The organism is Thermococcus sp. GR5 (assembly GCF_012027535.1).
In the GTDB taxonomy this organism is placed as follows: Archaea; Methanobacteriota_B; Thermococci; order Thermococcales; family Thermococcaceae; genus Thermococcus; species Thermococcus onnurineus.
On the sequence record NZ_SNUN01000001.1, the window covers coordinates 11,928 to 24,400 of the forward strand.

Sequence of the window (12,473 nt, forward strand, 5' to 3'; positions counted from 1 at the left end):
AGGGGGAGGCTGTTCCAACGGCCAACTGCCAGTACCCATTGAGGCCAGGGGAGTCTCCATCGAACAGGCGGTGCCAACGTTTTCACCCACTTCAAATCGAGGACATCGGTTTTGGGAAGGTCCAAGGCTTTTTTTGCTTTTCAGTTTTCCACTTTCAGGCAAACTTTAAATCTTTCAAAACCTATTTTCTTTCATGTTCGGAGAGCACGAGCTCAGAACGAAGTTCATCAAAATCCTCAACAAGAAGATACACCTCCTCGAAAGGGCCGATGACAGCGTGCTTTACACGCGGGATGATGTTCGAGTTCTCATAAAGAAGGGCGATGGCGCCTTCAGGGTACTCCCGGCCCCAGCTGAGGGCTATGGCGTCAAGTTCCTCATGATAAGGTTCTCACCAAGGATAGCCGTTCCCCCCAGGAAAAGACTGACCGGATACCTCTCCGCCCCCGTGGACATTGAAGTCAAGAGCGGAAACGCCACGATAGACCGCTTTGTTGTAGGAAGGGAGAAATACGCCCTCTATGGCGAGAATAACATCGGAGTGATAGCGCGCTATCACGTGAGTGAGTTCCACGATAAAATTCCCGACGAGCTAGGAATCATGAAGCTCGTGATAAACAACCCCACTGACGAATGGAAGCTCGTGGAAAGGATAACCGTCCCGATAAGGAACAGTGTTATGTTCTACTCCAGCGAAAAGGCCTACTATCCCCTCGTGATACTGACGACGAAAGAGCCCTACGAGGTCAATAACACCGGCAACCCGCCCGATGGGACGCTCAAGGCCACCCATAAAGCAGAACCTCTACCGAACTTCAAGATGAGGTGGTGACGATGGCTAACGTGACGGGCAACACGACCACAAATTCACCGAGAGGCGTGGGAAGTCTGATACCTATTGAGATAAGTCTCTGGACGGGCATTGAGGCGATTCTCATCGTAATAGGCATGATAATTCTCGGGAGAATTCTGAGAAAGCTCATAATTCGAAAGTCAAAGGAAACCACTCTCACCTGGATAATCAACGAGGACACCGCTGACATAGTGTTCCGCATGTTCGTGCTCGGAGGCATGATATGGGCGCTCTACGTGATAGGCGTGATGAACTACCAGATAGGATCCACCAGCGTTGGAAACATCGCCTTCGCGGTCGGCTTCTTCTACTTTGCATACCTCATCGCCAAAAAATCCAAGGACTACCTCATAATGAGCGCGGGCAAGAAACCTTCCTCCGACGTTCAGGTAAAGGCGAAGATATTCTACTACACTTTCATCACCATAGCTTTCTTTCTGGCTCTCAGCTTTGCCGGAATAAGTGCTGAGCTGAGCGCCCTTCTGGCAGCGGCAGGAATAACTGGTATCATCCTCGGTTTCTCGGCACAAACCGTCGTTGCAAACTTCATCTCAGGAATCTTCATGTACTTCGACAAGCCACTCAACATAGGTGACCAAGTGAAAATAGGTGAACTCGAGGGCATTGTCGAGGACATAAGGATACTTTCAACGAGAATTCGCGCCTGGGACGGAACGCTCATCAGGATTCCGAACGAGAAGCTCTTCAACAGCAATATCATCAACCTTCAGAGATATCCGGCGAGAAGGGTAGAGATTGAGATCGGCATAGCCTACAGTGCCGATACTGAGAAGGCTATCGAGGTTATAAAAAAGACTCTCAATGAGATGCCCCTCGTTTTAGCCGAGCCAGGGCCGGTCGTGTTCGTAAAGGAACTTGGGGATAGCGCGGTGGTGCTTTCAATCAGAGCCTGGGCGCCGAGCGAGAGATGGTTCGACGTCAGGACTGAGGCCGTATCCAGAATCAAGAAGGCTCTGGACGAGGCGGGAATAGAGATACCGTTCCCGCAGAGAGTGAACTGGTTCGCCAACGAGCTGAGAGTAAAGGTAGATAAGGAGTCCTAATCCCCTTTCTTTTCTATCAGCGCGTAGAAGAAGCCTATCGTCCTGTGCCTGTGAGGCCACGCCCTCATCGTTCCGGACAGAAATCCTCCATCGTAAGGGCCGTTTAGTGGTATCAGTTCAGCATCCTCATGCCTCTTCAGGAACCACTCCACAACCTCCTCGTTTTCTTCTGGCAGCATCGAGCAGGTTGAATAAAGCAGCCTCCCCCCAGGCTTCAAAAGCTTCCAGGCACTCTCAATGAGCTCTTTCTGAAGCTGAACGACCTTTGGAATATTCTTCTCGCGCAGGCGCCATCGGAGCTCTGGATTTTTGACTATAGTCCCGTCGCTCGTGCACGGTGCATCAAGAAGGACTCTATCAGCTATCTTCTCCCCGAGGATTTCTGGGGCTTTTCTGCCGTCGGCCTTTATGGTCTCGGCTATCTCAACTCCAGCTCTCCTGAGAACTTCTTTCATGCGTTTTATCCTCGCCGAGTCAATGTCGAAAGCGTAGATTTTGCCAGTATTGTTCATCAGCTCTGCCATGTGTGCGGTCTTTCCACCCGGGGCGGCAGCCAGATCAACGACGGTTTCGCCAGGTTCTGGAGCCAAAACTAGTGAGGCAACCGCCGCCGCTTCCTCCTGGGGAATTGTCCAGCCCTTGTTGAAGAGCCACTCAGGGTTGAAGGAGTCGAGGATTCTCAAAACTGTTCCAACGCGCTCACTCCTCTCAAAGCGGACATTTTTGCTTTTTAGATAATCCTCGACCTCGTCAACGCTCGTCTTCAGCAGGTTAACCCTCATGCTCATAGGCAGGGTCTCGTTGAGGGCCTTGAGAAGCTCCTCCGCCTCGTCTCCAATGAGTTCTTTCATTCTTTTTATGAACCACTCGGGAAAAAGGTAGTCCCACTTCAGGCGCTTCTCTTCGGTATCGAGCTTTGGAACGTACTCAAGAATCCTCGGAAGAAGGTCGTAGTAGTAATAGCCCACAAAGGGGTGCGTTTTCTTCGATAGAAACTGGGCGAGCCCCTTAAGATGTTGCCTCGTTCTCTCGCTTGGATCCCTAAAGATCGCCACCTCAATGGCAACCCTCAGCGTAGCCCTCAGCCAGGGGTCAAGGATGAGTGGAGAAATGCCAATTAGTTCTTCTATTATCTCATCTATCAAACCAAGTCTGCGCTGAATGGAGTAGAATATACCCGTTAGCTTAGAATTTTCCCAGCCTTCAATCTTATACTTGGCGAAGGCCTTTCTCTTAGCCTGCTGACTCGGCTTAAGCTCCTCACCAAGCTTAACAGCTTCAATGATAGCATAGAGCTGCCTGTCACTCAGCTTAAGCTTTCCCACTTCAACCCCTCATTGGGTGTTCCTGGTTGAGGTTTTAAAGTCTGCGAACAACTGGAGTCAAGTGGAAATCACAGAATCAATCAGATCAGAAACCTTTTTGGCCTTCAGTCGTATTATGGGTGCTCCTTCCCGGTAAACCAAACCATCCACAATCCGGGAAATCTTCAAGAGTTCGATTTTCACGTTTTCTAGAAGAGGAAAACTCAAAGCTTTTTCAAGCACGTCCAAAGCTAGTTCCACAATAAACTCGTTGTCGTTCTGGAGAAGAGAAGGAATCTCATCAAGTATAAGTGTCAAATGGCCACTATCAGCGGACGAATTCAGCATGTTGAGGAACAGACAAAACCCCGCCACCTTTGTGTAGAGATCAGGGGAAACCACAAGTTCGTTTATGTATGTCCTCACCAATTTCGAATCTTCTAAGGGCTGTAACTTTGAAAGGACATCGATGGTCTCTATCCTCATCATGTCGTCCGGGCTTTCTAACAAGCTAACCAGAGTCTTCGCCGCCTTCAGAAACGCTTTTGATTCCAGGGGGACACCCTCAACCAGGTATCCAAGGGCACGAAGGGCCTTGATAGTAACCTTTTCGTTCTCTTGGGATAGTGCATTGATAAACACATCCAAGTGTCTTTCCAGAACCATCATCCTAAGATCACTGTCGGCCCTTTTGAGAATCTCACCTAAAGCTACGAAAGCTCTAAGGCGTGTGGTTTCATCATCTTCTCCTGCAAGCTCCAGAATCAGAAAAAGTGCCCGCTTATCCTCTAAGGCTAGACTAACTGCGTCCAATATCTGCCACGAAAGCACTAACTCCCTAAGCTCAGTCTTTGATATGGGGTTATTCGCGGGCATTATATTATAGAGTTTGAATCTGTACATATATTGATTTCGCTTTCCGAATTCCAAAGTAACTTCAAGGTTCATTTAACTAATTCGTCAGAGAATACAAACAGAAGTTACGACCTATCCTGAACTACGGCATCTCATCAAATCTCTGTCCCGGCACGCTGAATGATCCCACACCACTGCTCGTCCCGAGCAGTAGCGAAGAGTCCCCCACGACCAAGGAAAGCATCATAGCCTCTTCAACAAAGCCCTCACTAAGGAACTTCCTAACGGCGTTCCGTGCCTCAATGGGCCTAGAGCGGTAGTAATTGTAGAGTGCACCTTCCAACAGACTCATGACTTTCCTAGCTTTTGCGCGCAGGACTAGAGTATCTGCACCCTTTGTAAGCTTCTTGAGGGCAGGAAGAATATTCCCAAGGATCCTTTCCATAGGAAGGACAATGGGAAGCTTTAGCATATTGGCCGCAGCATCAAGACCAACCTCCACAAGGAGGGGATCCTCGCTCCTCAGGAGCTCAGAGATTCCGCTGACTATGGGATCCCAGTTCTCCTCTGAGAACACTCCTAAGGCCAGGAGCAACCGAATACCCAGGGCCTTTTCACGAAGATTAAACGAAGTGAGAAGGGAGTTAATCCTAGACAGCACTCCATCGATGGGATACGCCGTAGAAATCTTTTCTGTGAGTTCCACTGCTTCGAGCCACGAAAGACCGTCGTTATCAGAACCTAGCGAAACAAGTGCATCCACAAGCTTAGATAGCTGATTTTTCGTTAGGGGATTTCCCTCAAGCAGACGTTTTAAAACTCTAAGAGCTCTCACTTTCAGCCGTTCATCTTCTTCCCGGAGGGTACCAACTATTGCATCGAAGCCATTCCTCAGTATTAAGGACTTTGTCTTTTTGTCGGCCCCCTTGAGAATCTCTTCCAGAGCGGATAGAGCTCGTATCTTTGTGATACTGTCTTCCTCGCTTAGGAGTTCAATGAGAGTCAAGAGAACCCCTTCACTATCTTGAGACAACTTTACTACATCTCTCATCTGCCAAGAAAGTATTAACTCCCTAATTTTATCAACGGAAACCCCCGTCATTATAGCCACCATTACCGATTATAGCAACTGCTATTAGTTGGAGGTTATCCAATATATTTTTTTCGCTCACCAGTGTTTCAAGTTCTTCCAAACCTATAAATATCTACCAAAATCCTTTCCAGTTTCTTTCTATGGAAGAAGAACTGGGCAGGAATTTCAAAGGTGAGGGTTATTCTATGAGTTATTGAAAAACCAGCATCTCTAACGAACGTTTCAATGAACCTTCTCACCTCAGGCTTCGCGAGGTGAATGGAATAGACAACGTCACTTATCCCGAAGGCCCTCATAAGAAAGGGTCTGTCGGCATGCTTCACCTGGCTGCCAAAGGGAGGGTTCATTATCACGGTATCAACCCGAGCGGAGAAATCTAAGACGTCAGAGTTCACAAACTCAACGCAGTCCTCGATACCGAGAGATTCAATGTTTTCTCTGGCGACCCTTAAAGCCTCCTCATCGATTTCAACGGCGTAGACCCTTTCAGCCCCCATCAGGCATGCGCCGGCACTCAGAACTCCCGTTCCGGCACCTAAATCCGCTATAACTTTTCCCCCAATGTCTCCGAGAGAGTGAGCCAGCCAAAGCAGTTCTGCCGCGACATCGCCAGGGGTCCTGTACTGTTCAAGTTCGGGCTTCGGCTCGGGGAAGCCCTTCAGCTTTGAAAGTATCATCGCAAGGTGCTTCTTTTTCACCCTCTCACCCCGTGGAGGGCTATGCCGAGCGGCTCGTCCTTCTCGCGCTTCCCGCCAAGGATTTCATCGAATTGGTAGTCCTCGCGAAGACCTAGGAGAATCTCAACCTCCGGAGGCGTTAGAACTGGCTTTCTCCAGTTTTCGGCGTCGTCTATGGGCACCCTCGGGCAGGCAACGACTACATAGGCATCGAAGTCAAAACCCTCCAGCGCAGAGTAGCTTATGTAGTTCATAGCTATTAGCCTGGCGTATTTGCCATGCTCACGCAGGAGTTCTACAATCTTTTTGGCTTCAGCCAAGCGGAGCTGGCCTTTCTTGGTGCTTACAACGACACCAAACTTTTTGGCATCATAGGCTTTCGCTATCTGGGCCCATCTCTTCCGAATAATCCGCTCAGCCTCTTTCTCCATCCATATCGCGTCGCCACTGTAGGGATTTACTGCCAGAGTAGACTTCTTCGTTGCTAAGGCAACTCCTATCGGATGGAAATATCCTGCCCCAATGAAAAGCACCCCATCGGCGTCAACTTTGGCGGCGGTGAATGTGCAGCCGAGAACCTGGCCGTGCCAGCTTACCCTTCCGTCGCCTGCACCTATAAGGACTTCAAAGCCGGCACTTTCAAGGAACTCCTTGGCCTTTTCCAGCTGGTGTATATGCTGGGCGGTTGTAACGAGCGCTATCTTCCTCCCGAGCTTTTTAATCTCGTCCAGATTCTTCTCCAGCGCAGGAAGAACGTCAACTTTGGCGAAAGCTGGAACAAATATAGTGGGAACCTCAAGGTTAAGCCTCATGTAGCTGTGTCCGAGGTGAATCAGTGCATCACAACCAAGAGCCTTCGCTTCTCTGTCAGCCGGATCACAGGCTCCGTAATTGATGTCGCCGCTTATTATCGCCTCTATCCCGCTATCTTCAAGAAAGTCGGCCAGAAACTGAGCCTCGCGCTTGAGCCCCTCAGGAGTCTGGATAAGGACGCGCTTAGCTTTAAGCTCTCCGAGTACTTTCAATATCTCTCGCTCATCTATCTCGTGCATCCTCTCACCAATGAGCCTTCATAAGGAGGCCTTAAAATTCTTCCCCAGAAAGGGAGGAAACATTTTTATATTTTCACACCCAATATACCTCGAAGTCCGAGGTATTGGGGGTGACGTTATGGAGGACATCATAGTGGTTACGACCGAAAGCGTGCCCGGATACCGAATAGTTGAGATCAAAGGAATAGCCAGGGGAGGAATAGTCAAGGCCACCCACCTGGGCAGGGACATAACGGCTTTCTTCAGGAACATCAAAGGAGGAGAAGTGAAGGAGTACACCCAGATGATGGCCGAGGCCCGAGAGGAGGCCCTGAAAAGGATGATACTCTACGCCAAGGAGCTCGGAGCCAACGCCGTTGTAAATGTCCGCTTCGCTACTGCGAACATCGGTTCTAGCGTTGCCGAGGTTTACGCCTACGGTACTGCGGTAGTCGTGGAAAAGGAGTGATTGCCATGTACCTCCTCCCGTTCCCAATAATGGGAGGTTTGTTCGCCTGGGCCACGATATACTTTCTGGGCTTCAAAAGGACGAAGTGGTCGGAGTTCATATTCGGGCTGGCGATATTCTTCATTGCGATAATCGTCCAAAATCCAATCCAGCAGCTGCCCCTGCTGGCTCTGGGAATACACTCGAACGCAGATGTCATAGCCAAGGGAGCGGCCTTTACCATAGCGGCCTCGCTGTGGCTGGGTTTTGTTGCCGGCCTCGTCCAGGAGGGCACCAAATATCTTCTCGTTAAAGGAAAGAACCTGAGGACTGCTCTCTTCGTGGGACTTGGATTTGGCGTCACCGAGGCTTTCTTTGTGGGAATAATTGCCGCCGTTGCCGCGATAGCGAGCGAGATCCCACTGGACGTTCCGGTCAGCACGGCCCTCCTCTCTCTGGTCGAGCGCTACTTCGCCGTGCTCTTCCATGTAGGGACAACGGTCTTCCTCGCCCACGCATACAGAGAAGGCTTCGGAAAGAAGGGACTGATCGCAATCGTCGGTCTGCATATGATTGTTGATTCAATGGCAGCCTACTACCAGCTGAGGGGGAGCGAGACATTTATGTACGCCACTGAGGCAATCTTTGCCGTAATAGCGCTCGCGCTCATGTACTACATAATCCCCAGGGTGAAGGTCGAAAAGCCTAAGGAAGAAAAAGTAATATGGTGAAGTAATTGCTTGGTAACAAAAAGGAGAGGGCACTCAAAAAGCTTCTCAAGGAACTCCGCTCCGGCCTGTACTCCTACTTAGTTCTTTCTCTCCTTGAAAGGAAAGAGAATATGCACGGCTATGTGATAAGGAAGGAGCTTGAAAAGCTCAGTGATGGGAGGCTTGTTCCGAGCGAGGGGACTCTCTACGACCTCCTCAAGAGCCTGAAGAAGTACGGACTCGTTGAGGACTTCTGGGCTGAGGTCGGCGGAAGGCCGAGGAAGTATTACAGACTTACGGATCTCGGAAGGGAAGTTCTAACCGAGTTGAGGAGTGAAATAAAAGAGATACGTGCAATTCTTGAGCGTGTGGAGGGATTTGAATGGAGTGGGTAGAACTATACATCGTTATGACGCTCTTCGTTGCTGGTCTCTTGACCTTCGCCTTCAGAAACAAAAGGCAGTACTTCATAGGCTTCAGGATAGGCTATACCTATCAGTCAGACGATGCTTGGAGGAAGGCAAACACCTTCGCTGGAATATTCATGATGGCATTATCGCTCTTCCTCCTCGTCCTGGCCATCGCGGGCGTTTCCCTCAACGTATTCGTCCTTGTCATGATAGCCGGCATCCTTCTGCTCCTTTTTCTTGGCACTTTAATTGCAAAGAAAGCCTATGAGATTGAGGATCTCTCTAATAATGCCCCGGAAAGACCAACTGAGCCCATAAATGTCAACGTCAGACCCTACATAATCGTTCAGCTCTCAGCAGTGGTTTTCTATCTCGTACTAACGATTCTCCTCTGGGACAAGTTGCCGGAAAAGGTAGCCATCCACTTCAACGCGAGCGGAGAACCGGACAACTTCGCATCTAAAGAGGTGGGAGCAATTATCCTCCCCCTGATTGCCCAAGTCCTCCCAATCATGATGACCCTTCTCCTCAGGGAGCCGGGTTTTGCACCACAGCTTAAGTTCAGCGAGAAAGGCTGGATGGTCTTTGCAGAGCTGATGACACTCGTTGGAGCGGGAATCGCGGCGATAGCCTCAATGGCACTCCTCTACAATGCAGGCCTAATTCCAAGTAACTGGATAACCTACGGTGCCTTCGTATTCCTCACTGTGACCTTCGTCGGAATATATAGGACACTATCGGCGAGGTGATATGATGGAACCCTATCTGCTCCTTAGGTCCCTCTATGCCCTTTTCATGGGAGCATTTCTGATAGCTATGGGAATGCTGACTTTCACGGCCAGAGACGAGCCTGGAATCGGCTTTCGCATCGGCTATACCTATCTATCCGAGCGGGCGAGGAGAAAAGCTAATCGTGTCTCAGGAATCGGAACCATTGCAACGGGAGTTCTCATAATACTCCTTTCGCCGTTTCTCCCGATGGCCTGGCTGGCGGTAGTTATCGTCCTCGGCCTCGGCGGAACGGTTCTTATCGCCTACCTCGTGGCAAAGCGCGAGTACGAGCTTGAAGAGCTCTCGGAGGAAGTTCCAGAGAAACCTGGAAGGAGGATAGAACCTCCTAAAGTAAGGAAATGCGTGGCCCTTCAGTCGGCCTTTGTCGGCATCTCCCTTGCGCTCCTCTTTACCGGGAAACTCCCAAGAGAAGCGGGAATCGCCGTCATCGTCTTCACCAAGCTCTTCCTCCTCGCGCTGACGGTCCTCTTCTCCCAGCCCCTCGTTTTCCAGCTGGCGCCGAATTTCAAGGGGAAGATGGCACTCGGCTTCGCCAGGGCCTTAACCGTAGTTTCAGCTGTGATAACCCTCTGGCTTTTCCTAATTGCCACAGGCTACGAACCGGGCCGATCGAAGCAATCTTTCTCACGTTCTTTTCCCCCAGTGCAGTGTTCTACGCCGTCTTTAAGTCCATCGTAAGCGCCTACGAGGAGGGGTACTATTAGCCCTCAATGACCTTCACAAGCTCCTCAAGGTCTTTTCTTTCAACCAGACCAACCTCAACGGCATGCTCTAAGATGTAGTCTGGAAAATCGCCGTTGATGAAGGCCCTAACCCCTTTCCCAGGAATGTAAAGGGCGTAGACCTTAACCGGGCCGTTGCAGTTCCCTTCAAAGACCGCGAAGCCCTTCTCAGCATTTATCCTAACGACCTTCCATGAGAACGTCTCGGCGAGCCTAAAGAAGGCCTCAAAAAGCTTTACCCTGGCATCGCGCAGCGCCTTGTTCACGGCTTGCCGCGATACCCCCAGCGAGCGGGCGATCTCAGCCTCGCTCAACCCCCTCGCCCTCAGGAACCAGATCCTCTCCATACCCTCAGGTAGCCTGAGCATCAGCACCACCGCTTACCAGCTTGCCTATCCTTTCGAGGAATTCCTCCAGTTCATCATAGTTATAGGAACACACAAAATACGTGCCCTTCTCGGTCACCAGAACGATTGTCTTCTCGCGGACATCGGTAAGGTATACGAAGGCCAGAAGGGCACCTCCAATGGCATAGAACTGATACACGTTAACGCCAAGATGATATGCCACACCCGACATCAGCACGCCAAAGAGAAGGAGAGCTAAAGCTCCCAGCTTTCTGGTTCTCCCTGGGAAAATTAGAGGAACAGCCGACGCGAGCCCCCAGTATATCCAGCCAAACCACATGAAGGCCCATTCAGGCCTTTTAATAAGCCCAGTGAAGCCGACAACAAGCCACAGGGCAGTAAAAATTATTATCTGTCTGTAGTATCTTATTAGAGGTATGCCCTCAGCCCTTTCGAGGTCAACTATCTCCACTATGTCATCTGGAGCTATCCTAATCCTAAACAGTCTCATTGGCCAACCAAATTCAAGAATTATCCCGTTCTCAATCTTTATTCCCCTGCCGAACAGGAGCGTTGGAAGGCTGACCCAGAACAGGGTGCCGGCCAAGGTTGTCAGCCACTTAACGCCCGTAAGCAGGGAGGCAAGGGCCAAGAGACCTATCGCAACAATGAGGATATCTTCAATCCAGTGGCCATGAAAGTGGGCCATGGTCTTCACCTCTGTCAACCTATGTAAGTTGACAAAATATTTAAGTCTTTCGACGGATTTAAATAACTTCATGTATTATTGGCTGTGGTGATACCATGTCACTGGAGGAGCTCTACCGCTACCTTCGTTGGAGAATGGATCCCGATGATGAGCTAGCAGTTGGGAGGTTCTGGGGGATAATGAAGGTTTTCGAGTTCATGGAGGGGCTCCTGCCAGAAGAGCCCAGAGTACTCGACCTCTGCGCCGGCACGGGGATTGCTGGGGCCGCTGCTGCTAGAGCCACTAATGCCCCGCTGCTAACGGTTCTGGACGCAAGGAAGGAGGATCTTGAGAAGGCCAGGAAGTGGATCGAGATAGCTGGGATAAGTCCTGAGCTCAGACTCGTCACCGGGGATGTGAGGGAAGTTTCAAAGCTCGTAGGAGAGCACGACCTGGCCCTGCTCTGGGGACTCACAATGCCGCACTTTGACCCCTTCGATGTGATAAGAATATTCGCAAACGTGGCCCTGAGCCTGAACGAAGACGGAGTTTTCGTTATGGAGGAAACTGACAGGGTCTACGGAATCCTCTACCAAGTAGGTTACAAGGACTTCCTCGTTGAATCCAAAACGGAAGACTACACCTTGATTTCGGTTCACGAGGGCTACAACCTCAAGAGGGGCACCTTCAAGAGGACGTACTACAAGCTACCGGGCTTCGAGAAGATCACCGAAGAGGAGCATAGGCTCTGGGATCTCGCTTCCCAGCTGGCTATAGGGAGCATCTTTTTCAGGGAATGGAAGCTCATCACAAGAAACGAGCATGGGATCAACGGTGTTTCCCACCTGCTCTACTTCAGAAGGCCGAAGAAGAACACCGCTAGAGAGGTGCTCGCTGATTTTTGATCCTCTGTTTTTCATTCAGCGCTCAGCTTTGAACTTTATCTCGACTATCTGGTTCGTGTTCCCGTTCTTCACTACGAGGTAGCAGTTCTCACCCGGCACATCAAAATCGAGTTTGACTTCTGTCACGTTCTCCCAACTGTGGACAACCTCACTCTTTTCAAGGCTCTCAAAGTATCCAGAGTTTGATACAACGACGTAGGCCGAGAACGGGTTCTCTGCCCGTATGTAGCCAGTGACGTGAGTGTCAGCTGGGATAAACTCAGCTTGTATCTTGTCAGAACAAAGATAGCTCTTCTGGTAGACATAGTTGGCCGGGAAGAGTTCAGCCTGCACTGCGAAGCCAACCACCAAGGCAACCACTAGTGCAAGCCCTAGGAAGATTGAGCTTCTCATTTTAAGCACCTGTTATTATCTGTAACCTTATTTCTTAAAACCCTTTCGAAAAAAGCCTCCAAAACTGAAACGGAGGGCTGTGGAGAGTTTTTTATGTGATTTATCCAACGAAAATAGCCAACCATTGTAGGTTATGGAAATCAAAATAGTAATGTTTGGGGATTCTGCAACATCGCTGATG

17 protein-coding genes are annotated in these 12,473 nt (G+C 50.1%); 8 read left to right on the forward strand and 9 right to left on the reverse strand.

Going from position 1 to position 12,473, the window contains the following annotated elements:
* The first annotated feature begins 193 nt into the window (after positions 1-193).
* Positions 194-832 carry a DUF432 domain-containing protein gene (locus tag E3E33_RS00090; protein ID WP_167711943.1) on the forward strand — a complete coding sequence of 213 codons (639 nt, stop codon included), beginning with the start codon at positions 194-196 and terminating at the stop codon, positions 830-832.
* Between the two features lie 161 nt (positions 833-993).
* Here E3E33_RS00090 and E3E33_RS11095 read toward each other — a convergent pair whose 3' ends face one another.
* A complete protein-coding gene (locus E3E33_RS11095) occupies positions 994-1,383 on the reverse strand; it encodes a hypothetical protein (protein WP_370519838.1) in 390 nt (129 codons plus the stop codon).
* On the opposite strand from E3E33_RS11095, the gene E3E33_RS11100 reads away from it, so the two are divergent.
* A complete protein-coding gene (locus E3E33_RS11100; RefSeq protein WP_370519839.1) occupies positions 1,363-1,917 on the forward strand; it encodes a mechanosensitive ion channel family protein in 555 nt (184 codons plus the stop codon). The genes E3E33_RS11095 and E3E33_RS11100 overlap by 21 nt on opposite strands.
* On the opposite strand, the gene E3E33_RS00100 is transcribed toward E3E33_RS11100, so the two are convergent.
* The 5 genes from E3E33_RS00100 to dph2 all read right to left on the reverse strand — a co-directional run bounded on the left by E3E33_RS00100 (position 1,914) and on the right by dph2 (position 6,898).
* Entirely contained in the window at positions 1,914-3,242 is a 1,329-nt protein-coding gene (locus tag E3E33_RS00100; protein WP_167711942.1) for an RsmB/NOP family class I SAM-dependent RNA methyltransferase, read from the reverse strand. The two genes, E3E33_RS11100 and E3E33_RS00100, sit on opposite strands and share 4 nt — an antisense overlap.
* Positions 3,243-3,299: 57 nt before the next feature.
* Positions 3,300-4,169, reverse strand: coding sequence for a HEAT repeat domain-containing protein (locus E3E33_RS00105; protein ID WP_167711941.1), 870 nt, complete (start codon positions 4,167-4,169; stop codon positions 3,300-3,302).
* A gap of 49 nt (positions 4,170-4,218) precedes the next feature.
* Positions 4,219-5,178 carry a hypothetical protein gene (locus E3E33_RS00110; protein WP_167711940.1) on the reverse strand — a complete coding sequence of 320 codons (960 nt, stop codon included), beginning with the start codon at positions 5,176-5,178 and terminating at the stop codon, positions 4,219-4,221.
* A gap of 77 nt (positions 5,179-5,255) precedes the next feature.
* The gene (locus E3E33_RS00115; RefSeq protein WP_012572897.1) at positions 5,256-5,867 is read right to left on the reverse strand and encodes an METTL5 family protein; all 612 of its coding nucleotides are present in this window, start codon (positions 5,865-5,867) and stop codon (positions 5,256-5,258) included.
* The gene (gene dph2, locus E3E33_RS00120; RefSeq protein WP_167711939.1) at positions 5,864-6,898 is read right to left on the reverse strand and encodes a diphthamide biosynthesis enzyme Dph2; all 1,035 of its coding nucleotides are present in this window, start codon (positions 6,896-6,898) and stop codon (positions 5,864-5,866) included. Before dph2 ends, E3E33_RS00115 begins: the two co-directional genes overlap by 4 nt.
* A 118-nt stretch (positions 6,899-7,016) precedes the next feature.
* On the opposite strand from dph2, the gene E3E33_RS00125 reads away from it, so the two are divergent.
* Genes E3E33_RS00125 through E3E33_RS00145 form a run of 5 tightly spaced genes read left to right on the forward strand, consistent with a single transcriptional unit; the run spans position 7,017 to position 9,915 of the window.
* Positions 7,017-7,346 carry a heavy metal-binding domain-containing protein gene (locus E3E33_RS00125; protein ID WP_012572895.1) on the forward strand — a complete coding sequence of 110 codons (330 nt, stop codon included), beginning with the start codon at positions 7,017-7,019 and terminating at the stop codon, positions 7,344-7,346.
* 5 nt (positions 7,347-7,351) lie between these two features.
* Entirely contained in the window at positions 7,352-8,056 is a 705-nt protein-coding gene (locus E3E33_RS00130) for a YhfC family glutamic-type intramembrane protease (RefSeq protein ID WP_167711938.1), read from the forward strand.
* A gap of 5 nt (positions 8,057-8,061) precedes the next feature.
* On the forward strand, positions 8,062-8,430 hold the full coding sequence (locus E3E33_RS00135) for a PadR family transcriptional regulator (RefSeq protein WP_167711937.1): 369 nt from the start codon (positions 8,062-8,064) through the stop codon (positions 8,428-8,430).
* Positions 8,418-9,194, forward strand: coding sequence for a DUF1648 domain-containing protein (locus tag E3E33_RS00140; protein ID WP_167711936.1), 777 nt, complete (start codon positions 8,418-8,420; stop codon positions 9,192-9,194). Before E3E33_RS00135 ends, E3E33_RS00140 begins: the two co-directional genes overlap by 13 nt.
* A gap of 4 nt (positions 9,195-9,198) precedes the next feature.
* On the forward strand, positions 9,199-9,915 hold the full coding sequence (locus E3E33_RS00145) for an SdpI family protein (RefSeq protein ID WP_240911975.1): 717 nt from the start codon (positions 9,199-9,201) through the stop codon (positions 9,913-9,915).
* Between the two features lie 22 nt (positions 9,916-9,937).
* Here E3E33_RS00145 and E3E33_RS00150 read toward each other — a convergent pair whose 3' ends face one another.
* Both E3E33_RS00150 and E3E33_RS00155 read right to left on the reverse strand, forming a co-directional pair.
* A complete protein-coding gene (locus E3E33_RS00150) occupies positions 9,938-10,327 on the reverse strand; it encodes a sigma factor-like helix-turn-helix DNA-binding protein (RefSeq protein WP_167711935.1) in 390 nt (129 codons plus the stop codon).
* Entirely contained in the window at positions 10,311-11,015 is a 705-nt protein-coding gene (locus E3E33_RS00155; RefSeq protein WP_167711934.1) for a hypothetical protein, read from the reverse strand. The genes E3E33_RS00150 and E3E33_RS00155 overlap by 17 nt, the downstream gene beginning before the upstream one ends.
* A gap of 95 nt (positions 11,016-11,110) precedes the next feature.
* Between E3E33_RS00155 and E3E33_RS00160 the strand changes: the two genes are divergently transcribed.
* Positions 11,111-11,899: a methyltransferase domain-containing protein gene (locus tag E3E33_RS00160; RefSeq protein ID WP_012572887.1), complete on the forward strand. Its 789-nt coding sequence runs from the start codon at positions 11,111-11,113 to the stop codon at positions 11,897-11,899.
* A 15-nt stretch (positions 11,900-11,914) separates the two neighbouring features.
* Here E3E33_RS00160 and E3E33_RS00165 read toward each other — a convergent pair whose 3' ends face one another.
* Entirely contained in the window at positions 11,915-12,292 is a 378-nt protein-coding gene (locus tag E3E33_RS00165) for a hypothetical protein (RefSeq protein ID WP_012572886.1), read from the reverse strand.
* Positions 12,293-12,473: the final 181 nt, after the last annotated feature.